Below are 22,963 nucleotides of genomic sequence, written 5' to 3' on the forward strand. Positions count from 1 at the left end.
AACCTCGTCACAGGACTTCTCGCCGTCGTGGGAGACACAGTCCACTTTCTGACCGGCGGCCTGCTCTAGGGGCTATCACAACCCAGTGGGATGAATGAATCCCGAGTACTACGGAAGCGACTGGGTCGTCGCGGTTCACGCGGGCAGATTAGGTAAGGTTTCGACTCGGGCGGACCCAAAACCACCGGGCTTGCTTGTGGTGGGAAGGGACACTGATTGAGGGCCATCACCAAAGCCGTCGCGCCATTGCTCATGGTGATCGCCCTCTGTTGCACGCTCGTCAGCGCGGCTGCCTGCGCCGGAAGCGCCGATGCTCTCGCCGCCGCCGTGGACCGTGCGTTTCAACCGCTCATGGCCAAGTACAACGTACCCGGTATGGCCGTAGCAGTGACGGTCGACGGCGAACAGCACTACTTCGGTTATGGCGTTGCCTCCCGGCAAAGCGGCGCTCCCGTTACACCCGACACCATTTTCGAGATCGGGTCGATCAGTAAGACGTTCACCGCAACACTAGGGTCCTACGCACGAGTACTCGGCCGGATCTCGCTCGACGATCACCCCAGTACCTACCTGCCGCAATTGGCCGGGAGTGCCACCGACAAGGCCACGCTGCTGAACTTGGCCACCTACACAGCAGGTGGGCTACCCCTGCAATTTCCGCCGGAGGTCACCGACAAAGCCCAGATGCCGACCTACTTCCAGCAGTGGACGCCCGATGCCGCTCCCGGTCGGCAGCGGCGGTACTCGAACCCCAGCATCGGACTGTTCGGCTATCTCAGCGCCCTGGCGATGAACGGCGATTTCACCGACCTGATTCAAGGTCAGCTCTTCCCGAATCTGGAGCTGTCCCATAGCTACATCGACGTTCCGCAAGCCAAGATGGACGATTACGCATGGGGATATGACGACAGCAACACGCCGGTCCGTGTGAACGTAGGCGTTTTGGATGCCGAAGCCTATGGCGTCAAGTCCTCTGCCACCGATATGCTCCGTTTCATCGAGGCCAACATTGCGCCCGATACCCTCGAACCGCCCCTGCGTGATGCTGTCGAGGGAACGCATGTCGGATATTTCGACGTCGGCGAGATGACCCAAGGGCTCGGCTGGGAGCAATACCCCTACCCGACCGACCTTGATCGGCTACTGGTCGGCAACTCCATCGCGGCTATGAAGCCCAACCCGGCCACGTCCATCACCCCGCAATCTCCCCCGCGTCCGACCTTGTTCAACAAGACCGGCTCCACTGCCGGGTTCGGCGCGTACGCTGCTTTCGTGCCCGACGAACGGATCGGCATCGTCATGCTTGCGAACAAGAACTTTCCCATCGACGCCCGTGTCACCGCAGCCCACGCCGTCCTGCAACAGCTTTCAACGCCGGCACCATAACCCTGAGACGAGTCCCAAGAGGCGACGTGTCAGCGGCGGAGGACGGGCACTCGGGTTCTCCCTGCAGCGGCGAATTCAGTGGATAGATACTGGGTACCGCGCCAGCTCCGCCACCGTCAACTCCGGCTCACCCGCCGGACGAGTCTCACGATATTTCTGACCCACTTCCACAGCGTCTGCTCGACCACACCCAACTCACGAGCGACCTCGGCCACCGCTCGACAACCACTTTCGCCGCCGTCTCCCGAAACTCGGGCGAATACTACGACCGCGAATTCTTCCGTGCCCGTTGATATCGGTCTGTGGTGCGCGTCTCCAGTCCGCTGCACGGTCGGGATCGAGTAACCCAGGCGGCAACAGTCCTCGTCTCGGGAGATACGGCATAGGATCGAACGCGCTCGCAACTGACGAGACCGCGACTCACCTCGAACTACACTTCGAGGCGTCGGCCCTGCTCGTACGGATCATCGGCCACCTGGGCGAGAACGATTCTGCCGCAGCAACGCTCGAGCCCACGACGAACGTCAAACGCAGGGCGGCCTTCCGCACCGGTCTCGCAGCACTCGCCGTCCTCGGTGCCGGTCTTCACGGCCGGGGTGTTTTTGTGTTGTGGATGGGGTGAGGTGTGTCGGGTTTGCGGGCGCGTGCAAGGCGGGTGAAGGCTTGGCGAAGTTGGATGATCCGGACGCCCCCGGCTACGGCCATGACCAGGAGTCCCGCGACCGCGGCGACGAGGATCGCGACCCCGACCGGCAGAGTGAAGTGCCATCCCAGGAATCCCAGCCGGAGACTGGTCGTGTTCTGGACCACGAATGTCAACAGCACCACCAAGAACACGCCGCCGACGCTCATGCTCACCCAGATGCTGCCAGCTCTGGTCCGGTCGATCCGGGCTGGCGGTGGCGCTGGTTGCACCGGAGCTGACGGCTCGACCGGAATTCCGTCAGGCCGATTCGGCGCAGACGGTTCGTCATGGCCTGCAGGCTTCACGATGACCTCCTCGGGTTTCCTGATGCGGTAGGTGTCGAGATGTTGTGCGTCGTCCGAGTCCGCGGGTCGCGTTCGGGTTCCGTTATGGGAGTTACCCCGTCGTCGACGTTGAACCCCTTCGTGCGCCGACGAATCGTCCATCGTTTTGGCACCGGTTATAGCGCGATTCGGTCCCGCGCGGTCATTGCAGGTCCATTCGGCGAGTTCGATCCGGAGACGAATTTGCCGGCTTGGGTGGCTGTGGTCAGGGCTTTTGGTTTACCAGCTTTGCCGCGCCCGACGCCGACGGCGGCGGGGTCGGGGTCCGCTGGTGTAGTGGCGCCAGCCGCGCCCGGATCCGCCCCGGACTCCCGTGAACTATCAGCCGATATGGGTTGACAGTGCCCGGGTTTCGACGGCGAGGTCTCCGTCCTCGGTGAGGGACGCACCGTAGGTGACACGGTGCTGGTTCGGGTCGCCCCGCGTGTCGCTGTTGTGCACCGTCAGGCAGGGCACCGCACCGAAATTCACCAGCAGATACCGGTTTTCGACCGCATCGGAATTATCGGTGAGGGCGACGGTGAAGATCTGCCCGCGCGCGATCCAGTCGCGGGCGGCGGCAGCCACCGCGGGGGATTCGGTCGCGGCGAAGTGCAAGGTGAAGGGCAGGCTGGGGGAGTCGAGGTAGGTCGCCATGGGGTCACGTCCGATCGTGTCGATGGTGTATCCGGTGGGCGGCTGGTCGACCTTTCGTCGGATGAACCGCTGTAGATAGCCAGTGTAGACCTACATTGTTGACATTATGCTCTGGGCAGCGTCTACTTGAATGAGCAATAGATCCGAGCGAAGGCGTGAGGATCGCCATGATCATCACCATCGGGTTGGCCGAACTGAGCATGCTTTCGGGTGGCTCGAGTCGCGCCGCCCGCGGCGATCTCGGCGCCGCCCACGAGAACCCCACTGAACCCAGCCCCGTCCGCGTCGGGCGATGCGGCCGCGGCCCTTCGGCGCACCAGACACCCCTGTTCACACCGGCCATACCGGCATTGCCGCCGCGGCCGATGCATCCGGCAATGCCGCCGGGCAGGGATCCGAAAGTCGGCCTACGCCCCATGGATGCGAGCCATGGCCAGCTGTTCGGAGATAGGTCGGCCGGTCCCGGGCCGGTCGACACACCCCGGAGGCAAACCGCGATGTGTCTGTCCGATATTCGACTACCGGATCGAGACGATCTCGATCCATAAGAAATGAGGTGGGTGATGGTGCGTTTAGTGTCGTTGCTGGTGCTCGTGTGGCTGATCATCGGTGTGGTCGCCGCCGGTCAACGAGGTTATTTCACCGACCGTGAACAGAACTGCGCAAGCCTGGGAACGATCGCGGTGACCGTGATCGCGGGTCCGCTGAACTACGCAGGTGTCAACCCCAAGGTGAACAACTGCGAACTGCCCCAACCCAGCCCCTGACAAGACGCAACGTTAGATATCGAGATCTGCGTGTTGCGGCATCTGATGTCGTGCCGGGCCGAGTCCGATTCGGACCGGTGCATCGTGGCGACTCGCGCTCGACTCGATCGACGCGGCCCCGAACCTTGTACGGCACTGCGGTGTCGGGGTTTGGGGGCTGTTGTCGATGTCATCTGGATCTGATCCGAGGCAAACACCGATGAGCTATCCGTCGATACTGACATCCCCCGAGAAGACACGACCCACACGCCACGGCACCGACACCTACGACAACATCGAACCGTTGCTCGTTCAGCTCGCGGAACTGGACCCAGACGATCCTCGTCGAGATGCATTGCGAGAGAAGCTGATCCGGGGTTGTCTACCACTGGCTGAGCACATCGCCCGCAAGTTCGCCGGCCGCGGTGAGAACTTCGACGATCTGCTGCAGACCGCCCGAGTGGGGATGGTGGCCGCGGTCGACCGTTTCGACCCCGACTATGGCGCGTCGTTCCTGGCTTTCGCGGTGCCGACAATCATAGGCGAGGTGCGCCGACATTTCCGCGACCACACCTGGTCGGTGCGAGTACCGCGGCGGCTCAAGGAAATCCAGCAGTCCATCGTCCCGGCGATGGACAGGCTGTCGCAGCGGTTGGGGCGCACCCCAAGAGCCGCGGAGATCGCCGAGGAACTCGGCGTCGACCTGGTCGAGGTGACCCAGGCGCTGATCGCCCGCAATGGCTATCGGACCTCCTCGATCGACGCGTTGACCGGCGGCGACAGTGAGTATGCGCCGACGTCGCTGTTGGACACCCTGGGGGCCGAGCAATCGGAGTTCTGCACCGTCGAGGACTGCCTCGTCGTGAAACCGTTGATCGCCGCGCTACCCGAGTGCGATCAGCAAGTGCTGGTCATGCGGTTCTTTGAATCTCAGTCCCAGATCCAGATCGCCGAATCCCTCGGCGTCTCGCAGATGCAGATCTCTCGGATCCTGGCCAGACTGCTGAGCTCGTTGCGAGAACAGGCATTACGTGACTGAACAACCAGCCGCAGCGGTGGCGTTCAGGGCCGAGGTGCAATTGGCTGACGACTCAGGAAGACGGACTGGGGCGTGCAGGCCCGCGGCGACCGGGGTTGCACGATGTTGCGTAGGTCCGGCGACACGGACTGATTCGCGACACATCTCCCGGGGTGTTGCGCTCGTGGCTGGTAGTCGTATCACTGCCTGCCACGAGAGAGGAGATCAGGGTGCGGGCGTTTCCTGTGAGGTTGCGGTCCGGGGTTCGGTATTGGACGGTTTTGGATGAGGACTTGGCGGTGGTCGCCGAAGCCGATGCGTTTCTTCGGCACCTGCGGTTCGGCCATGACGGGTCGGAGCTGACGACCAGGGCATACGCGGGCTCGATCGCGTTGTTCCTGCGTTGGTGCGGGCGGACCGGCCGGCATTGGCATGACGGGTCGCGGCGCTGGGGTTGTTCATCACGTGGCTGCGGCATGCCGGGCCTGCGGCCAGCGGCGTTGAAGTCGGTGCGGGTGGCCTGGTTCTGGCGGATCACGATGATAGTGCTGGTAGCCATTTCGGCTCCTCACCTCGAATGGTTCATGGATTGCCCCGCTGTCACGCTCACCGCAACAATTCCCGGCGTCGGCGTCGGCGCGATTGTCTGGGCAGTTCTGCTCGCGTCGCGCGACAACCCCGCACGGCGCGGCGTCAGTAGTAGTGGCGTCGCCCGCCGACGGCGCGGCCCATCGACCCCAATGCCAGCAGCACCAGGCCGATGATGAGGACCACGATCCCGATGGCCCAGAGGATTTGGATTTTGAGTAGGAATCCGGCGATCAGGAGGACGATTCCGAGGATGATCATGGGAGCTACGTGGTTTCGGTGCTGGAACTGGGTAACGAGGGTGTGACGCAAGCCCGCAAGGGGTCCTCTCGACGGGTGTGCGGAGTCAGTGTTTGAAGGCGTCCTTCATCTTTGCTCCGGCCTGCTTGGTGTTGCCGGTGGCCTGATCGACGCGGCCCTCGGTCCGCAGGCGAGTGTTTCCGGTGACTCGGCCGAACAGTTTCTTGGCCGTGCCCTTGGCGGCTTCGGCCTTGTGCGCGATCTTCTTACCAATGCTCATCGTGTGGTCCTTGCGTGAGTGATCGAGGGGCGAACATGCAGAATCCAGGCCGCTATTCGAGATGCTGATGTCGGTCGGTGAGGTCGCTTCCGGCTCGGAAACGCCATTTCGCGACAGGACCCGAACATCATGACGTCGTTGGTCAAGGAGTGGGCGATGACCGCGTTGCTCAGTCCGCCTACCGCAGCGAGAACAACATTCAATCCGATAACAATAACCATGACGATCAACCCGGAACTCACGTTCTAGACCACCAGTAGACGCCTCTCGACTGGGGATGTCACATGAATGAATCCGCGGAGGTCGGGTGCTGAACCGACCAGACGCACACCGTCGCCCCACCCGCCGTCGGACATTCACGAGGCCGGCGACGAAAATTCGGCGATGCAGGTGGGAATTACATCAGATCCGTCAGAAACCGTGCCAACGCATCGCCGACCTCGGCGGTAGCACAAGATCGAAATCGGCCACAGCAACGGCCACGAGGTGATCAACCCTTGAAATCCGCTGACAGGCCCAGCGATTGCCGAGACGAGGGATCGTCGCCATCGAAGCCTATGGTCCACCGGGCTATACGCTGTAGCTCAATGATGTAGACCTACATTGTTGACACCACGTGACCGGAGCTGTGTACTTGAAGAACCAACAGATCCGAGGCTCGACATGATCGTCATCATCGCCCTGATCGCCGGCATAGTCATCGGCGCCACCGGAATGGCTGTGCTCAGCCATCTATCGCCAAATGTCCAGCGCCCCGCCCTCGGCAGCGCCGCGCGACGCCTTCGCGGCCGATCGCGTCCTGAAGACACCGCGCTCAGCCGCGACATCAACGAACACGCCGGAGGCTCGCGGCATATCCGCACCAACCCGAGTTGGCGCGACCGACTCGAGTAACCGGACGACCCTCGGCTTCGCCTTCGAGCCCCGACGCCCGCCCACTGTCCACATCGCGATATCGCAGCATCCGGAATATGTGTCGAATGGCGCTGCGGATCCCGAAATCTGCACCCGCAGTAAGACATTAGACTAAATGGAGATAAGGAATGAGAGATACCTACGCAAACGACACCAGGAGAATGCGCGGAGGTCGCCGTTCGAGAATAACCAGCGTGCTCATAGTGCTGGTGTTCGTGTGGCTGATCATCGGCGCGATCGCTGCTGGGCAACGACACTACTTCGGGAGCAAACCGGAGAACTGTGCGAGCACCGGAACAATCGCGGCAACTATCGTCGCCGGGCCGCTCAACTACCTCGGCATGAATCCGAAAGTCGATAACTGCCACGTCGATATGCCGCAACCTAGTCCGTAATCGCCATATGTTCGGCGTATCAGTTGCTGGCCGTGTAAAACTGCTCACCCTTCGCAGTAAGTGCGCAATGGACCACCATTATGAGTGCACACCGCAAAGACTCGATGTGACCACCCCATCAGTACCTGAAAGATCTCTGCCGGACGAAGTGATGAGCCTGCCGCAGGTTGTTTCCCGTGGCGACTGGCTGATCGGGCGCCAGGAGGTGCTGGCGCAGGCGAGTGTGACCGCTCGTTTGCGTGATGCGGTCGAAGCTCAGCGGCGTCGGTTGCCGATGGTGCGGCTGGACAAGGGATACGACTTCGAGGGCCCTGGTGGCAAGTCCACGTTGCTGGATCTGTTTGACGGCCTGCGTCGGCTCATGGTCTGCCACTTCATGCTGGATCCGGGCCGGGACCAGGGGTGTGCGAATTGCAGCGCCGCGGCCGAAGAGGTTCCGATCGATCTACTCGCCCGGCTGCGGGCCCGTGACACCGCGTTCATCGCGGTCTCGCGGGCACCGCTGGCCGAGATCGAGGAGTACAAGGCGCGCATCCAGGGCACCAATCCCAGACACCTACAAACTTAGGGACGCCACCATGGCTGACATCAACCGTTCCGAGCCGTCCCCCGCCGATTCGACGTCGGCGTCTTATGACAACTCGTCTTCCATCGCCGGCCGGGTTGCGCAGAACAGCGTTTTCGAACGATTCGCCCGCGCAGGCTTCCTCGTAAGCGGCATTGTCCACCTGATCATCGGCTACATCGCCATCCGAATCGCCCTCGGCGGCGCAGCCGGCACCGCCGACCAATCCGGCGCCATGACCGAACTGGCCGCCAAGCCGGGCGGCGTCCTTGCCCTGTGGGTAGGTGTCGTCGCGTTCGGGCTGATGGCGCTGTGGCGGCTCGCCGAAGCGGCACTGGGAAGTTCGTCCAAACCTGACGCCGACAGCAAGAAATCCGAAGCCATCGATCGCATCAAGGCGTTCTCCCTGGCGGTGGTCTATTTCGCATTCGCCTTCTCCGCGTTCGGATTCGCCCGCGGCCGCGGCAAGTCCAGCAGCGGCCAGAGTGCCGGGCTCACCGGACGCTTGATGCACACCACCGCAGGCACGATCGCCCTCGTCGCGGGCGGGCTGATCATCATCGCGATCGGCGGCTACCACATCTACAAAGGAGCCAGACAGAACTTCCTCGACGACCTCGAGGGCACCACCAGCGACCTCGTGCGACGGCTGGGCACCATCGGATACATCGCAAAGGGACTGGCCATCGCCGCAATCGGGTTGCTGGTGATCCTCGCCGTGAGCCAATCCGAGCCGAACAAGGCCGCCGGACTCGACGGCGCCTTCAAAACCCTCAGGGCCCAACCATATGGCGCAGCCCTGCTTGTCGTGGCAGGCCTGGGCATCATCACCTACGGCCTCTACAGCTTCGCCATGGCCCGATACGCCAAGATGTAGGGCCCGTGCAGTCCCCAGTACGACCTACTGGGACACTCGAAACGGGGCCGTCTGAGCCATTACGCAAAGTCATCAGTGAACCTTGACATCACCCTGGATCAGCAGTGTCTCCTCGATCCGGTGGCGCCGCACCCCATACCGAGACCGGTGCACGGCTGAAGCCGAACCGATCAGCGACGTCCGAGAGCGCGACGGCAGCTTATTGAAACGCTGCCGCGCCGCTTTGCTCGCCGCCATGGCACGCTGAGTCATTTGTTGGACCACTACCTGGATCGAGTTCGGCTGCTGCGATGAATTCCGGTGGACTCGTGTCGGTGAATACCTCCAGCGCTGCCTCGGCCTGCTCAAGGGCAAGGCGACCATGCTGGCGACCCAGCGGTGTGCATCGCCTCCAGCGAGCAAGTGTCGGCCGAATTCTTGACGACTAGATGGCAATTGGCCACAGAACACTCGGTACTGTCGGCACCATGACCAGCGGCGGTGCGTTTAGAGAGCACATTGGTAACTCGTCGGGTACGCCCAAAACCCTGCGACAACTAGACCGCCGGCCCGCGACGAAACCGTCTTCCCACACGACGACCGGCAAAAGGCCCGGGGAGGCGGGGGAGCCCACGGTCGATCCGACCGCGTTCATCGCGCCGACCGCGACCCTGATCGGCGATGTGCGCGTCGAGGCGGGTGCGTCCATCTGGTACGGCGCGGTGCTGCGCGCGGACCTGGCGCCGATCACCATTCGGGAACGTGCCAATGTCCAGGACAATGCGGTTCTGCACGTGCCGCCGGATGTGCCGATGGAAATCGGCCCCGGCGCGACCATCGCCCACAGCGTGGTCTTCCACGGTGCTTCGGTCGGCGCGGAGGCCATTGTCGGCAATGGCAGTACGGTCCTTGACCTGGCCGAAATCGGCGCGGGCACAATGATCGCCGCGCACTCCCTGGTCCCGCCGCACGCCAAGATCCCCGCGGGCGTACTCACCGCCGGTTCCCCAGCCGAGGTCAAGAAGTCCATCGAAGGCACCCAGGCCGAAGGCTGGGTCAAACTCAATCCGGGCTTCTACACCGAACTCGGCCAGCGCCACCGCAAGGGCATCACCGAAGTCCAGTCCTGACCTAGACGAGGCATCTCATACGAGGAGCGCGGTGACCTCGTCGTCGTCCAGTTGATGGAAGTCGCGGTACGCCATTCCGACACCGCCGAGCGAGCGCGGCACCCAAGGGCAGACCACCTCATCCGCCTCGGCGGCCACCCGGCGCAACGCCTCGGTGGACGAAACCGGCACCGCAACCACGATCCGCGTCGGCTGGTGCAGTTGGGCGACCCGGCAGGCGACGGCCACCGTCGCCCCGGTCGCCATGCCGTCGTCCACGATCACCGTCGTGCGGCCGGAGATCGGGATCGGCTTGGCATCACCGCGCCACATCTCGCGTCGACGCTCCAGTTCGGCGCGTTCCACATCCTCGATCTCGGCGAGCTGCCGCGTCGTTATCCCGGTGTGCGACAACACATCCTGATTGAGCACCCGGATCCCTTCCTCACCGATCGCGCCCATCGCCAGCTCCGGCTGCCACGGCACACCGAGCTTGCGGACCAGCATGATGTCGAGATCGCCCCCGATGACCTCGCACACCGCGGCCGCCACCGGAACCCCGCCGCGAGGCAGTCCGAGCACCAGCGGTTGCATCGCACGCAGGTGGCCGAGTTCCAAACCCAGCGCGCGACCGGCCGCTGTCCGATCGGAGTAGATCATCCGAATTAACGCTACTCCCGTACGCGCTCGGTGATCGCGAATCGCCGCAATGCCAGGCTGGGGTTGGTCCGGCGGACCGTAGCCAGCTGTTCGAGGTCGATATCCGCGGTGAGTACACCGGGTTCGTCGCCGAGTTCGGCGAGAACGACACCGGTCGGATCGACGATCATCGATGCGCCCGCACCGCGCGGTGCGCATTGATCGGCGGCGGCCACATAGACGGTGTTCTCGATGGCACGCGCGCGCAGCAGCGTCGTCCACTGATCCACCTTCGCCGGACCGGGAATCCACTGCGCCGGCAGTACCAGCACTTGGGCTCCGGCGGCCGCGACGCGACGGCAGCCTTCCGGGAAGCGAAGATCGAAACAGGTCTGCATGCCGAATGTCACAGCACCGACCGTGAAGGTCGCCGGGGCCTCGATCGCACCCGGCTCGACAACATCGGATTCGAGATATCCGAACGCGTCGTAGAGATGCACCTTGCGGTATTTCGTCACCAGGGTCGCGTCGGGTCCGACGACGACGAGGGTATTGCGGATCCGCCCAGCCGCCGCCACCTGCTCGACCGTTCCGGCGACCAGATACACCCCGAATTCGCGCGCGATTTCACCGAGACCGGTGACGAACGGCCCGCTCAGCGGTTCAGCGACGGCCACGACCCGCTCGTCGAGCCGGGACACGGCAAACATCGAGTATTCGGGCGCGACCACCACCTTCGCACCCCGTTCCGAGGCCACGCGAACGTGCGCGCGCAGGGTTTCGAGATTGCCGGACGGATCGGTTCCCGGCGCGAATTGGACCACCGCCACAGCGACCGCCGACGACTCCGGATCGTGATGCACGGACACGTTTTTGGGTTGCATACGTCTCACCGTATTGGCCCGGTGGCCGGGACGACCACCGCGAGGCAGTAAACTGCTGGTCAATGAGTACCAATCAGGTCGACAGCGTTCCTGGCGACAACGACAGGGACAACGACGGCCCGACCTTCGCCGATCTCGGCATCGATGACCGCGTCCTCGCGGCCATCGCCGATGTGGGCTATGAGTCGCCGTCTCCCATCCAGGCGGCAACCATTCCACCGCTGCTCGAAGGCGCCGACGTGGTCGGGCTGGCCCAGACCGGCACCGGCAAAACCGCGGCATTCGCCATCCCGATCCTCATGGGTATCGAGGTGACCGGCAAACTTCCGCGCGCCCTCGTGCTGGCCCCGACTCGCGAACTCGCGATCCAGGTCGCCGAGGCATTCGGCCGCTACGCCACCCACATCCCCGGACTGCATGTGCTGCCGATCTACGGCGGCCAGGCCTACGGTGTCCAGCTCTCCGGCCTGCGCCGCGGCGCGCACGTCGTGGTCGGCACACCGGGCCGGGTGATCGATCATCTGGAGAAGGGCACGCTCGACCTGTCCCAGCTGCAGTATCTGGTGCTCGACGAGGCCGACGAGATGCTGAAGATGGGGTTCCAGGAGGACGTCGAGCGCATCCTCGCCGATACCCCCCGCGAGAAGCAGGTCGCACTGTTCTCGGCGACCATGCCCTCGGCGATCCGCAGCATCTCCAAGAAGTATCTGCGCGATCCGGTCGAGATCACCGTCAAGTCGAAGACCTCGACCAATACCAACATCACCCAGCGCTGGGTGCAGGTCTCCCATCAGCGCAAGCTCGACGCACTCACCCGGATCCTCGAGGTCGAGTCGTTCGAGGCGATGATCCTGTTCGTGCGCACCAAGCAGGCCACCGAGGAACTGGCCGAAAAGCTGCGCTCGCGCGGCTTCTCCGCCGCGGCGATCAACGGCGATATCGCGCAGAACCAGCGTGAACGCACCATCGGCCAGCTGAAGTCCGGTGCACTCGACATCCTGGTCGCCACCGATGTCGCCGCGCGCGGCCTCGATGTGGACCGGATCTCGCATGTGGTCAACTACGACATTCCGCACGACACCGAGTCCTATGTGCACCGCATCGGCCGCACCGGCCGGGCCGGGCGCAGCGGTCAGGCACTGCTGTTCGTCGCGCCGCGGGAACGTCATCTGCTCAAGTCGATCGAGCGCGCCACCCGGCATCCGCTGACCGAAATGCAGCTGCCCAGCGTCGATGATGTGAACACCCAGCGCGTCGCCAAATTCGGCGATTCGATCACCGAGAACCTCAGCTCGACGAACCTGGCGCTGTTCCGCAAGCTCATCGAGGACTACGAGCGCGAGCACAACATTCCGCTGGTGGATATCGCGGCAGCGTTGGCGGTCAGCGGCTACGACGGTGACAACTTCTTCATGGAGCCCGAGCCGGAGCCGGTCGAACGTCCGCAGCGCGAACGCATGCCGCGCGGGGATCGGCCCGCCCGCCGGTTCGAGGGTGAGGATCGCGGCCCTTCGCATCACCGCGGGACCGGAGCCGAATTGGCGACCTACCGAATCAGTGTCGGCAAGCGGCACCGGGTGGTACCCGGCGCGATCGTCGGCGCGATCGCCAATGAGGGCGGACTGCGCCGCAGCGATTTCGGCCATATCAGCATCCGTCCGGACCACAGCCTGGTCGAATTGCCCGCGGACCTATCCTCGGAGACGCTGGATGCGTTGCGGCGCACCAGGATCAGCGGCCAGCTGATCCAGTTGCAGCTGGATTCCGGTCCGCCCGGCGGACGTCCGTTCCGCGCCGGACCGCGTCGCGATCGCGACGGCGGCAAGCGACCGGAACGGCGCAAGCCACGCTCCTGAACCGGGGAGGGGTAAACCAAGGTCAACGCGGCTAGCTACAGTGTTGCCGTCCGTGTCCGGCGAAGACACAGGAGGCCGCGTTTGATCGTGTTCGGTGATCGTGTCGTCTGTTCCGCCGTCGACCTGGTGCGCGCGGCGCAGTGTGAATTCGAGTTGCTGCGTGCCCTCGATACCGAACTGGGCACCATCGCGGACACGGCGGATGTGGCGCCGGATCATACGCAGCGCAGCGCATTCGACGATGCGCGCGCACGCAGGCTCGCGGACTTCCGTGATCGATTCGGCCGTCGGATGGTGGAGATCCATTGCGCCGCGCACGATCCGGCGGCCGATCCCGAAAGTTATATCGCCGCGCTGCGGGCCGCCAATGCCGAGACGGTCGCGGCACTGCGGGCCGGTGCGCACGTGATCCACGGCGCCACCTTCTTCGACGGAAAATTCGTCTGTACCAGCGATTTTCTGATTCGGGCCGGTCATCGGGTGCGCTATACCGTGCACGGCACCGCGGCGGGACCACCGGATCGGATCGCCGCGGCACTCGAACTCGCCGCCTGCGCCGACGCTTTGGACCGCAGCGGCGCGCTCACCGCTCCCCTGGTCCGGTTGTACCTGGTCGAGAACAGCGAGACCCTCGCGCTCACCGATCTGCTGCCGGTGTATCTGGCTCGGCGCGCTCGGGTGGAACGGATCCTGGAAGACAAACTGAGCGAGTTGCTGCCGGTGCAGTGGGGCGATCCGCGCTATCTCGCCTGCGGCCACTGCCCGACCTGCACCAGCGCGATCTCGGCCGCACGAGACCTGCTGCTGGTCGCCGGTATGTCGCGCACTGCGCGGGCCAGATTGCGCGAGGCCGGGGTGAGCACCATCGACCGGCTGGCGAGCAGCACCGCGACCGTGCCCGGCCTCCCGCCGCGCACCTTCAATGCATTGCATCGCCAAGCCGAAATCCAGCTGGCTCGAGAAGATTCCGGTCGGCCGACCCACACGCTGGTCGACGCGATCGCGCTGGGCGCGTTGCCGCCACCCTCGCCGGAGGATCTCGCACTGACCATCGAGGAGGACTCATCGGGTCGGCTGCTCGGTATCGAGGTGGGCGGCAACGGCACGGTCCATCTGGCCTTCCGTGCCCCTTTCGGCGCGGCGCGCGCACCGTATCGGGCGATGACCGATATCGCCGACGAGGAGGCCGGGCAGCGGCGCGCTTTGGACGAGGTGCTCGACTTCGTCGCGCAAAGGTTGCGGATGTATCCGGATATGCGTGTGTACCACTACACCTCCGGCGTGCGCTCGGCGCTGCTGCGGTGGACCGGTCGGTACGGGGTCGGTGAGGAGATCGTCGAGGATCTGCTGCATGCCGGTGTGCTCGTCGATCTGTATCCGATCGTGCGCAATGCCCTGCTCATCGGGGAACGCTCCTATCGGCTGAGTCGACTGCGGCGGCTACTGCCGAATGCCGCAGGCCAGGAACGCGATTGCGTCACCGTGCTGCGGCTGCGCGACTGGCTGCTGGATCGGGTCGCCGAACGGCGCGTGGACTCGGATGCGGTGCTCCTGGATCAGGCGAGTTCGTGGTGCCTGGTGCCGAGTCCGGAGGAGCCCGATCCGCTGCCACCGTCGCGGCCGTCGTCGATCGAGGCCGCACTCGCGGAATTCGCGGCGGCACAGGACGAGCCACGCCATCCCGCGGCATTGATGGCGGCGGCGCTCGGCTATCACCGGCGCGAACGGCAGCCGCTGTGGTGGGCGCATGCCGACCGGCTCAGTCATCCGGTCGACGAATGGGCCGATGCGCCAGGGGTATTGGTGGCCGATTGGGGCACGGTCGACACCAAATGGCATCGCAGCCCACACCAGCCGACCATGCGCAGATACCTCACGCTGACCGGACGGATCGGCATCGGCTGGGGCGGCCGCGATACCGCGGGCGGGGCCGCGACCGGCTCGGTGCTGACGCCGGGCGCCACCGTTTACACCTTCTACGATCAGCCGGTCGCCGCCGGGATGATCACCGCCGTCGGCCGACGCGCGACCGCCAGCGCTACCGTGCTCGGCTGCTCGGTGGACGCGAACTTCGACGACACCGTGCGGCTGGAGGAACTGCTGCCGCACGGCTGCGAACCCTACGACGAGCTGCCGACCGCGATCGCACCCGGCCTGCCCGCCTGGGACGAGAATATCGAGACCGCGGTCGAATACGCCGCCCAGCAACTGCTGATGGCGCTACCGGAGATCCCGGCGGGCGCGGTCTTCGACATCCTCGCCCGCCGACCCCCGCGCCTGCGGCGTGCCGAGCGGCTACCGGATGTGCACGGTGACCATGCGGCGGCCATCACGGCCGCGCTGCGCGATCTCGACGATTCCTACCTCGCGGTGCAGGGACCGTCGGGCACCGGCAAGACCTCCACCGTCGCCAGGGCGATCGAACGTCTGGTCACGCGGCACAAGTGGCGCGTCGGCATTGTCGCGCAGACGCATTCGACGGTGGAGAGCCTGCTCGACATGATCGTCGCGATGGGCGTGCTACCGGAACTGCTGGCCAAGAAGGATGTCGAGGCGGTGGCGCCGGAGTGGTCGGTGATCGACGGCACGCGCTATCCGCGGTTCCTGGACAATGCGGTCAACGGCTGCGTAGTCGGCGGTGTACCGGCCGATTTCGCCGATGACGAGGTGGTGCCCGGCGACAGTCTCGACCTGCTGGTGATCGCCGACGCGGGCCGCTTCCCACTCGCCGATACCGTCGCCGTCGCGGTGAGTGCGCGCAAGCTGCTGCTGGTCGGCGATCCGGCGCCCTCGGCGGCGCGCAGCGCGCATCCGGAACCGGTCGACGAATCCGTGCTCGGATGGCTCACCGAGGGCCGCGACACCCTGCCTGCCGACCGCGGCTATTTCCTGGACCGCACCTGGCGGATGCACCCGCGTGTCTGCGATCCGATCTCCCGGCTGTACTACGACAACCGGCTGCGCTCCAACGAAACCGTCACGCTCGCGCGGCAGTTGGAGGGCATCGAACCCGGCGTGGAGACGGTGCTGGTGGCACACAGCGGCGATTCGACCGAATCGGTGGCCGAGGCCCGTGAGGTGGTCCGCCGGGTGCGCGCGCTGCTCGGGGTCTCGTGGATGACCGGTGCGATGACGCGACGGCTGCATCCGCACGACATCCTCGTGGTCGCGCCCTACAGCGCCCAGGTCGGACTGATCCGAACGCTGCTGGCCCGGGCCAAGATCGAGGATGTGCTGGTCGGCACCGCTGAGCGATTCCGCGGTCGGGAGGCGGCGGTGGTGCTCATGTCGATGACCACGTCCAGCCCCGCCGACGCGCCCTACGGTATGCGATTCCTGCTGTCGCGCAGTCTGGTTCAGGCGACGCTGTGTCGGGCCATGTGGAAGGCCGTCATCATTCGGTCACCATTGCTCACCGAATATCTGCCGAGTACGCCGGACGATCTATCGGATCTGGCGACATTCCTGCGACTCAGCTGAATATTTCTTTCAGCATTTGCTCGGATTGTGACCGAAATATTCAGTCCGAACCGGTTGGTTCTTTTAGTGGAATTCGATCTTGAAATTGCGGTCACGCGCAATTCGCAATTAGCAGCCGGCTCAGCCGAAGCAGTTGCCCTCACCGCGATAAGTGGGCACCGTTGTCCGCATGCCGGCCGCATCGACCAAGTGGACGTGGTTGAACCGCTCGCACAACTCCCCGGCCTTGGCATGCCGGAACCACACTCGATCGCCGATCCGCAGTTCGGCGGCTCCCGAGAGCGGCGTCTGCACTTCGCCCGCGCCCTCGGTGCCGAGCAGCTTCAAGCCGGTGGGCCACGTCGGCTTCGGCACCCGCGCCGCCCCGGCCGGTCCGGAGGCGATGTACCCGCCCGCGAAAACCGTTGCGATGGACGGGGTCGGCTTGCGCAGCACCGATGTGGCGAAGAACAGCGCTGGGCGCGGGGTGAAGGCGCGGTAGTGATCGAACAGCGTCGGCACGTACAGCCCGGAGCCCGCGGTCACCTCGGTGACATCCGGATCGGTGACGCTGACCTCGACAGATCCGGAGCCACCGCTGTTGACGATCTCCAGCTTGCCGACCACCGAGCGCACCGCGTCCAGAACTTGTCTGCGCCGCTTGCCGATTTCGGCCGCCGAGGCCCGCTTCACCAGGCGCACAGCGATATTGGAGTCGGGCAGTCCGGCGATCTGCGCCTCATAGGTCATCACGCCGACTACGTCGAATCCACGGTTCGCGGCCGCGCGCGCGAGCGCGGCGGCCTGTTCGGGAGTACGCACCGGCGAGCGCCGAACACCCAGGTGCAGCGGTCCGATTCGCAGTGAGGCGTCCACATCGAGGCAGATCCGGGGCCGCACCAGATCGGTGCCGACCGCGGCACGGATCAGGTCCAACTGCGCGACATCATCGACCATCAACGTAATGGATTGGCGCAGCGTGTCATCGATGCCGAGTTCGGCGAGCGCCGCGCGGTCGACGGTCGGATAGCCGAGCAGCACGTCGCGTGCGCCGAGGCGGACCAGCCAGATGGCCTCCGCCAATGAGTAGGACATGATGCCCGCGAAGCCGCCGGACGCGGTGAGCTCGGCGCCGAGCACCTCTTCGAGCACCGCGCGACAGCGCACCGATTTACTCGCGACTCGGATGGGCACCCCGCCCGCACGACGGACCAGGTCAGCGGCGTTGGCGCGCAGCGCGGTCAGGTCGAGGGCAGCCAGCGGCGGGTCCAGCTCGGCCGTGGCCGCATGCAGTGCGACAATCGGCGACGTGTCGGTCACCGGACCCACTCAACCACCAAACTGGTCAAACGTCCAGTATTGCGGGAATCAGACTTCGGCGGCCCGGGAGGCCAGGCTGCTGACCAGGTCGTCCAGCACGACCAGCATCGTTTCGTCATTGCAGTCCGCGAGCCAGCGCAGCACCGTGCCCTGCAGCATCGAGACCACGTAGGCCGCGATGGCATCCGTCGGCTCCAACCACTGCGCGCCCGAACGGTCGGCGCAGAGATCCAAGAAGCTCGCGACCTCGGAGTCCATCTCTTGGAACAGAGCCGCGACCTGCGGGTCGGCGACACAGTCGGTCTGCGCCTCCCACCGTTCGGCCAACTGATGCGCGGTCGCCTCGTACCTGCGGGCCTGCTTGGCCGGAGCCGCCTTGACCAACGGCCAGTACGCGCTCACACCGGCATGCAGCAGCACCCGAAGCGCTCGCACTCCGGTGAAATCGAGCGAGGCGGCCGCCTTCTCGACGGCCTCGCAGATGGTCGGCCGTAGCCTGACCGCCGCTATTTCTCCACGTACGCTCAACGACGACTCCCTCGAGGAAAGAACTCGCGCACCCTCGTCGGCGCGACTCGCTGAACATGACAGGCGGCTCTCACGAATCCCCCGTCAGGGAATTTCCTGGATGCCCAGTCCAACATTCATCAATGGTAGAGCGTTTCCAGGGTTTAAGAACGGGTTCGTTGGGTATTTCCAGACTGGAAGAATGTTTTGTTACCTAAACGGAATCCGGCCGCGATCGAGCGGAGTTCACCGGAATCGCCTCCCAGGGCGTCACTCTCGCGTCTGCCCCACGCAAGATAGACCATCGGCCAGACTACGGTACGTAACGGTACCGCTCCGGCATCCTGTGGCGGATCCCACACCAATACCTCGCAAACTGGACGGCCGACGGTTCCGCGATCGACACCGTGCCGACACCACGAGGTAGCTAGCCTGGACCGGTGACTCTCTCGCCATCGGCCGACCAGTTCTATCTGACCGGCACGTTCAACTTCCGCGACGTCGGCAGTCTGCGCACCCTCGACGGTGCGCGGATCCGCCCCGGCGTGCTGTTGCGCTCGGCCCAGCTGAGCGGCCTCGACCTGCCCGGACACGCGATCCTGCGCGAACTCGGCGTCACCGATGTCTTCGACCTGCGCGGGCCGCGCGAGATCGAGCACATCGGCCACGACAATCTGCCCGAGGGCGTGCGACTGAATGTCACACCGTTCGACTCCCGGATGGCCGAGGCGCCGCCGCACGATGCGCAGACCGACGCCGCCTTCCCACACATGCTCGAGGTCTACCGCGACTTCCCGTCCAGGCCCGAGGCCAATGCCGCGATCATCGCCATCGCCGAGACGATCGCCAACGGCGACGGCGCGGTGCTGGTGCATTGCGCTGCGGGCAAGGACCGCACCGGGTGGGCGATCGCGACTCTGCTGCGCGCGGTCACGGTCGGCGAGGCCGATGTGCTCGCCGACTTCATGGCCAGCAATGACGCCGTCCCCGCGCTGCGCGCCATGATGGCACCGAAACTCACTGCGGGAGCCGAACTTTCCATCGATATCCTCGGCGTACGCGAGGACTATCTGCGCATCGCGACGGATACGGTGCACGAAAGCCACGGTGATTTCGAGACCTACCTGACCGCCATCGGATTCACCGCCGACCTGCGCGCGCGATTGCGCGAGCGCATGCTCGAGTGAGTCACCCCGCCTGCGCCCGCTCGCGTCGGACCAGACCGTCGGCGTCGATGCTGACCTGATCGCCGGTGTGGAACCAACTTCCGGTGAAGCGGTCCGCGGTGGTCTCCGGATCGTTCCAGTAGCGGTGGGTGACATTCGGTCCGCGACACAGCAATTCGCCGTGTCCGGTCTGCGCCTGCGGCCCCCAGAGCGCCAATTCGGTACCGCCGAAGGGGAATCCGAGCACCGGATCCGCGCCGGGCGCGGTATCGGTGTCGTCGTCGACGACCAGGCCGATGCCGCTGGTTTCGGTCGCGCCCCAGACCGACCACCGCCGCGCGGCCGGGAACATATCCCGCAAGGGGGCGGCCAGGTCCGCGGGATCGGTGGGAGCGGCGGCACGTTCGCCGCGATGCCCCGCATTGCTGACCCGGACGATGCCCTCGGTACACAATCCCTCGGTGCGCAGCACCGCGAGTTCGGGCAGCAGGCGGGCGAAGATGCGCGGTGTCGCGGAAACCATATCGATCCGTTCGGAGACAATGGTTTCCGCGAGGCTGCGACTCTCCGGCGCGAGTACGACGGTGCCGCCGACCGCGAAAGTCGGCAGCAGCTGGTCCACACAGCCGCTCGCATGCGCCAGCGGCAACAGCACCAGATTGCGCAGTCCATCGGTCGGCAGATCAAGTGCCGCGACTACGGAGCGGATCGCCGAAAGCAGATTTTCGTTGGTCAGCTCGACGCCCTTGGGCGCGACCGTGGCGTTGACCGGACACGGCCCGGTGCCGCTGGTATAGCAGAGCAGTGCCAGATCATTCAGGGCCGCACCGTCATCGATGAAGGCGGCGCCGTCGGGCAGTTCGTCGCTGCCGCTGCCGAGTACGAAATCGGTACTACTGTCGGCCATCACCCGCTCGGCCACCGCATCGGGCAGTCCGTCGTGCACCAGCACTGGGACCGCGCCGCTGAGCAGCGCCCCGAAGAAGGCCTGTACCCAGCGCGCGCCCGTCGGCATGTGGATGGCGACCCGGTCGCCGTAGCCGATGCCGTGTTCCTGCAGACCGCCCGCGATACGGGATGCGGAGTGCCACAGTTCCCGATAACTCAGCCGGGGGCCGCCGATCTCCACGACCGCCTCCCTGGTCGAGAAGGCGTGCACCTGCAGATCCAATAGTTCGGTCAGCGCAGGGGTGAGATTGCCGTAGCGCAGCACCCCGTCGGCGCCGCGAGCCAGCGGGGCGTCGCAAGCATGCGGACGGTTGAGTGGATATTCGACCAGGAACTGCGACATGGGTCCTCCGCACACGCCTCGAGCCTGCAGGCTCTTGCGACTATATGACGCGAGTCACATTTTCGCTGGCATAGACGGTGAACGTGTCCCGGCTGTCACCGACCGGTGTAGGTCGCCTTCCCGGGGCCGACCTCCAGGAAGCTGCGCACCGCGCCGCGCAGATCCGCCGTGTCGAACAGCGCACCGGACACCTCCGGCGTCACCGAATCCGCGTGCGCCACACCGCCGGATCGCCACGCCTCGATGATCTGCTTGGTCGCGGCATGCGCCCGGGTCGGACCCTGGGCCAGGCGATTCGTCAAGTCCTTCGCGGCGGCATCGACATCGTCGTGGATGGCGTTGACCACGCCCCATTCGACCATGGTCGCGGCGTCGTAGAGGTCACCGGTCATCACGAACTCGCGGGCGCGGCCCGAACCGGCGCGCTCGGCCAGTCGCTGTGGCCCGCCCATCGACGGCGTAAGGCCGACGACCGTCTCCACCAGCCCGAATTTCGCCTTCGGCGCGGCCAGGATGATGTCGCAAGCCAGGGCCATTTCGAAGGCGGCGGTCAGAGTCAGGCCGTGCGCGGCGAAGACCACCGGACACGGCAGCGCCTCCAGCGGATGGATGATCTGCGCGAACAGGGTGCGCCACAGCGCGGCGCCCTGGTCGACCGCTGGGGGGATGGCAGCCGACGGAGTGGGTGAGAGGAGCCCGTCGAAGATGTGCACGTCGACACCACCGGAGACCACCTTGCCCTCGGCCCGCAGCAGCACCGCGCGCGGCGGATCGGCCGACAGCTCGGCGAGATCCTCGACGAGCGCGTCGAGCATCGACTGGTCGAATAGGTTCAGCGGCGGATTGGCCAGGGTGAGGGTCGCGACCTCGGCGCCGGCGTCGGTGATTTCCCGGGTCAGCCTGGTGGCCTTCGTATCACTCATCCGGCAAGAGTAAGGCGTCGATCTGCCAGACTAGGCGGGTGACCAAGTCGGTATCGGAAAACGGCTCCTACGTCGAGCCCGGTGAGTTCAACCGGGACACGAATTACATCACCACACGCATTACTGCCGACGGACGCGACGGGTATCCGGTCGAGTCGGGCCGCTATCGGCTGATCGCGGCGCGGGCCTGTCCATGGGCCAACCGCACGCTGATCGTGCGCAGGTTGCTCGGGTTGGAAGACGTCATCTCGCTCGGGCTGTGCGGGCCGACGCACGACAAGCTCAGCTGGACCTTCGATCTGGATCCCGGTGGGGTAGATCCGGTACTCGGCATCCCCCGGTTGCGGGACGCCTACCTCGCGCGGTTCCCGGAGTATCCGCGCGGCATCACCGTGCCCGCGATCGTGGACGTCCCCACCGGGCAGGTGGTGACCAATGACTACGCGCAGATCACCCTCGACTTCTCCGGCGAGTGGACCGAATTCCATCGCCCCGGCGCCCCGGCGCTGTATCCGCAGGAGTTGCGCGCCGAGATCGACGAGGTGAACCTGGCCGTCTTCCGTGATGTCAACAACGGCGTCTACCGGTGCGGATTCGCCGGAACGCAGGACGCGTACGAGGCGGCCTACGATCGGCTGTTCGGCCGGTTGGACTGGCTGTCCGAACGGCTCGCCACCCAGCGCTACCTGGTGGGCGACACCATCACGGAGGCCGATGTACGGCTGTTCACCACGTTGGTCCGCTTCGATCCGGTCTATCACGGCCATTTCAAGACCAACCGCAGCAAGCTGAGCGAAATGCCGGTGCTCTGGGCCTATGTGCGCGATCTCTACCAGACACCCGGGTTCGGAGACACCATCGATTTCGGGCAGATCAAGACGCACTACTACGCGGTGCACGGCGATATCAACCCGACCCAGATCGTGCCCAAGGGGCCGGAGCTGACCAACTGGCTGACCCCGCATGGCCGAGAAGCGCTGGGCGGCAGGCCATTCGGCGACGGCACCCCGCCGCCACCGCCACCGCTCACGGAAAGGGTCCCCGCCCTGCGCGAACCGGCGTGATCGAACCGACACAGGGCACACCCACCCCGCCGGCTCCGCCGGCTGCCATCCCCCATCGGGAACCCGGCCGACCGGGTACATCGTTGTCATG

General features: G+C 65.3%; 23 protein-coding genes. 13 read left to right on the forward strand and 10 right to left on the reverse strand.

Features of this window, described 5'->3' with window-relative positions:
- Positions 1–252: 252 nt before the first annotated feature.
- On the forward strand, positions 253–1,386 hold the full coding sequence (gene ampC, locus ACFYOW_RS43930) for a class C beta-lactamase (RefSeq protein ID WP_387297232.1): 1,134 nt from the start codon (positions 253–255) through the stop codon (positions 1,384–1,386).
- 585 nt (positions 1,387–1,971) lie between these two features.
- On the opposite strand, the gene ACFYOW_RS43935 is transcribed toward ampC, so the two are convergent.
- Together ACFYOW_RS43935 and ACFYOW_RS43940 are read right to left on the reverse strand one after the other, a co-directional pair.
- Positions 1,972–2,238, reverse strand: coding sequence for a lipopolysaccharide assembly LapA domain-containing protein (locus ACFYOW_RS43935; RefSeq protein WP_387297111.1), 267 nt, complete (start codon positions 2,236–2,238; stop codon positions 1,972–1,974).
- Between the two features lie 498 nt (positions 2,239–2,736).
- On the reverse strand, positions 2,737–3,051 hold the full coding sequence (locus ACFYOW_RS43940; protein ID WP_387297113.1) for a hypothetical protein: 315 nt from the start codon (positions 3,049–3,051) through the stop codon (positions 2,737–2,739).
- 167 nt (positions 3,052–3,218) lie between these two features.
- On the opposite strand from ACFYOW_RS43940, the gene ACFYOW_RS43945 reads away from it, so the two are divergent.
- From ACFYOW_RS43945 to ACFYOW_RS43955, 3 genes are all read left to right on the forward strand, one after another.
- Positions 3,219–3,599, forward strand: a complete 381-nt coding sequence (locus tag ACFYOW_RS43945) for a hypothetical protein (RefSeq protein WP_387297115.1) — start codon at positions 3,219–3,221, stop codon at positions 3,597–3,599.
- A gap of 15 nt (positions 3,600–3,614) precedes the next feature.
- Entirely contained in the window at positions 3,615–3,818 is a 204-nt protein-coding gene (locus ACFYOW_RS43950) for a hypothetical protein (protein WP_387297117.1), read from the forward strand.
- 199 nt (positions 3,819–4,017) lie between these two features.
- Positions 4,018–4,836, forward strand: a complete 819-nt coding sequence (locus ACFYOW_RS43955) for an RNA polymerase sigma factor SigF (RefSeq protein WP_387297119.1) — start codon at positions 4,018–4,020, stop codon at positions 4,834–4,836.
- A gap of 672 nt (positions 4,837–5,508) precedes the next feature.
- Here the strand turns inward: ACFYOW_RS43955 and ACFYOW_RS43960 are convergent.
- Together ACFYOW_RS43960 and ACFYOW_RS43965 are read right to left on the reverse strand one after the other, a co-directional pair.
- Positions 5,509–5,664 carry a DUF6131 family protein gene (locus ACFYOW_RS43960; protein ID WP_387297121.1) on the reverse strand — a complete coding sequence of 52 codons (156 nt, stop codon included), beginning with the start codon at positions 5,662–5,664 and terminating at the stop codon, positions 5,509–5,511.
- 85 nt (positions 5,665–5,749) lie between these two features.
- The gene (locus ACFYOW_RS43965; protein WP_387297123.1) at positions 5,750–5,923 is read right to left on the reverse strand and encodes a CsbD family protein; all 174 of its coding nucleotides are present in this window, start codon (positions 5,921–5,923) and stop codon (positions 5,750–5,752) included.
- A gap of 663 nt (positions 5,924–6,586) precedes the next feature.
- Here ACFYOW_RS43965 and ACFYOW_RS43970 point away from each other — a divergent pair.
- The 5 genes from ACFYOW_RS43970 (at position 6,587) to ACFYOW_RS43990 (ending at position 9,784) form a co-directional block, all read left to right on the forward strand.
- Positions 6,587–6,817, forward strand: a complete 231-nt coding sequence (locus tag ACFYOW_RS43970) for a hypothetical protein (protein ID WP_387297125.1) — start codon at positions 6,587–6,589, stop codon at positions 6,815–6,817.
- Between the two features lie 182 nt (positions 6,818–6,999).
- Positions 7,000–7,233, forward strand: coding sequence for a hypothetical protein (locus ACFYOW_RS43975; protein ID WP_387297234.1), 234 nt, complete (start codon positions 7,000–7,002; stop codon positions 7,231–7,233).
- Between the two features lie 151 nt (positions 7,234–7,384).
- Positions 7,385–7,801 carry a DUF899 family protein gene (locus tag ACFYOW_RS43980; protein ID WP_387297127.1) on the forward strand — a complete coding sequence of 139 codons (417 nt, stop codon included), beginning with the start codon at positions 7,385–7,387 and terminating at the stop codon, positions 7,799–7,801.
- Positions 7,802–7,820: 19 nt separating this feature from the next.
- A complete protein-coding gene (locus ACFYOW_RS43985; protein WP_387297236.1) occupies positions 7,821–8,675 on the forward strand; it encodes a DUF1206 domain-containing protein in 855 nt (284 codons plus the stop codon).
- Positions 8,676–9,142: 467 nt separating this feature from the next.
- Positions 9,143–9,784, forward strand: a complete 642-nt coding sequence (locus ACFYOW_RS43990; protein WP_387297129.1) for a gamma carbonic anhydrase family protein — start codon at positions 9,143–9,145, stop codon at positions 9,782–9,784.
- A gap of 15 nt (positions 9,785–9,799) precedes the next feature.
- Here the strand turns inward: ACFYOW_RS43990 and ACFYOW_RS43995 are convergent, their stop codons facing one another.
- Positions 9,800–10,423 (reverse strand): phosphoribosyltransferase, encoded by a 624-nt coding sequence (locus ACFYOW_RS43995; protein ID WP_387297131.1) that lies wholly within the window; start codon positions 10,421–10,423, stop codon positions 9,800–9,802.
- A gap of 11 nt (positions 10,424–10,434) precedes the next feature.
- A complete protein-coding gene (locus ACFYOW_RS44000) occupies positions 10,435–11,286 on the reverse strand; it encodes a carbon-nitrogen hydrolase family protein (RefSeq protein WP_387297133.1) in 852 nt (283 codons plus the stop codon).
- A gap of 62 nt (positions 11,287–11,348) precedes the next feature.
- Between ACFYOW_RS44000 and ACFYOW_RS44005 the strand changes: the two genes are divergently transcribed.
- The gene (locus ACFYOW_RS44005) at positions 11,349–13,142 is read left to right on the forward strand and encodes a DEAD/DEAH box helicase (RefSeq protein ID WP_387297135.1); all 1,794 of its coding nucleotides are present in this window, start codon (positions 11,349–11,351) and stop codon (positions 13,140–13,142) included.
- 87 nt (positions 13,143–13,229) lie between these two features.
- A complete protein-coding gene (locus tag ACFYOW_RS44010) occupies positions 13,230–16,622 on the forward strand; it encodes an AAA domain-containing protein (protein WP_387297238.1) in 3,393 nt (1,130 codons plus the stop codon).
- Positions 16,623–16,742: 120 nt separating this feature from the next.
- On the opposite strand, the gene ACFYOW_RS44015 is transcribed toward ACFYOW_RS44010, so the two are convergent.
- Complete coding sequence (locus ACFYOW_RS44015; protein ID WP_387297137.1) at positions 16,743–17,930, reverse strand: amino acid deaminase/aldolase; 1,188 nt, start codon at positions 17,928–17,930, stop codon at positions 16,743–16,745.
- 39 nt (positions 17,931–17,969) lie between these two features.
- The gene (locus ACFYOW_RS44020; protein WP_387297139.1) at positions 17,970–18,449 is read right to left on the reverse strand and encodes a TetR family transcriptional regulator; all 480 of its coding nucleotides are present in this window, start codon (positions 18,447–18,449) and stop codon (positions 17,970–17,972) included.
- 419 nt (positions 18,450–18,868) lie between these two features.
- Here ACFYOW_RS44020 and ACFYOW_RS44025 point away from each other — a divergent pair, with 419 nt between their 5' ends.
- The gene (locus ACFYOW_RS44025; protein WP_387297141.1) at positions 18,869–19,615 is read left to right on the forward strand and encodes a tyrosine-protein phosphatase; all 747 of its coding nucleotides are present in this window, start codon (positions 18,869–18,871) and stop codon (positions 19,613–19,615) included.
- A 1-nt stretch (position 19,616) separates the two neighbouring features.
- Here ACFYOW_RS44025 and ACFYOW_RS44030 read toward each other — a convergent pair whose 3' ends face one another.
- Together ACFYOW_RS44030 and ACFYOW_RS44035 are read right to left on the reverse strand one after the other, a co-directional pair.
- Positions 19,617–20,885 (reverse strand): class I adenylate-forming enzyme family protein, encoded by a 1,269-nt coding sequence (locus tag ACFYOW_RS44030; protein WP_387297143.1) that lies wholly within the window; start codon positions 20,883–20,885, stop codon positions 19,617–19,619.
- A gap of 95 nt (positions 20,886–20,980) precedes the next feature.
- Positions 20,981–21,808, reverse strand: a complete 828-nt coding sequence (locus ACFYOW_RS44035; protein ID WP_387297145.1) for an enoyl-CoA hydratase/isomerase family protein — start codon at positions 21,806–21,808, stop codon at positions 20,981–20,983.
- Between the two features lie 38 nt (positions 21,809–21,846).
- On the opposite strand from ACFYOW_RS44035, the gene ACFYOW_RS44040 reads away from it, so the two are divergent.
- The gene (locus ACFYOW_RS44040) at positions 21,847–22,872 is read left to right on the forward strand and encodes a glutathione S-transferase family protein (RefSeq protein WP_387297147.1); all 1,026 of its coding nucleotides are present in this window, start codon (positions 21,847–21,849) and stop codon (positions 22,870–22,872) included.
- Positions 22,873–22,963: the final 91 nt, after the last annotated feature.

The organism is Nocardia sp. NPDC006982 (assembly GCF_042869435.1).
Lineage (GTDB): Bacteria > Actinomycetota > Actinomycetes > Mycobacteriales > Mycobacteriaceae > Nocardia.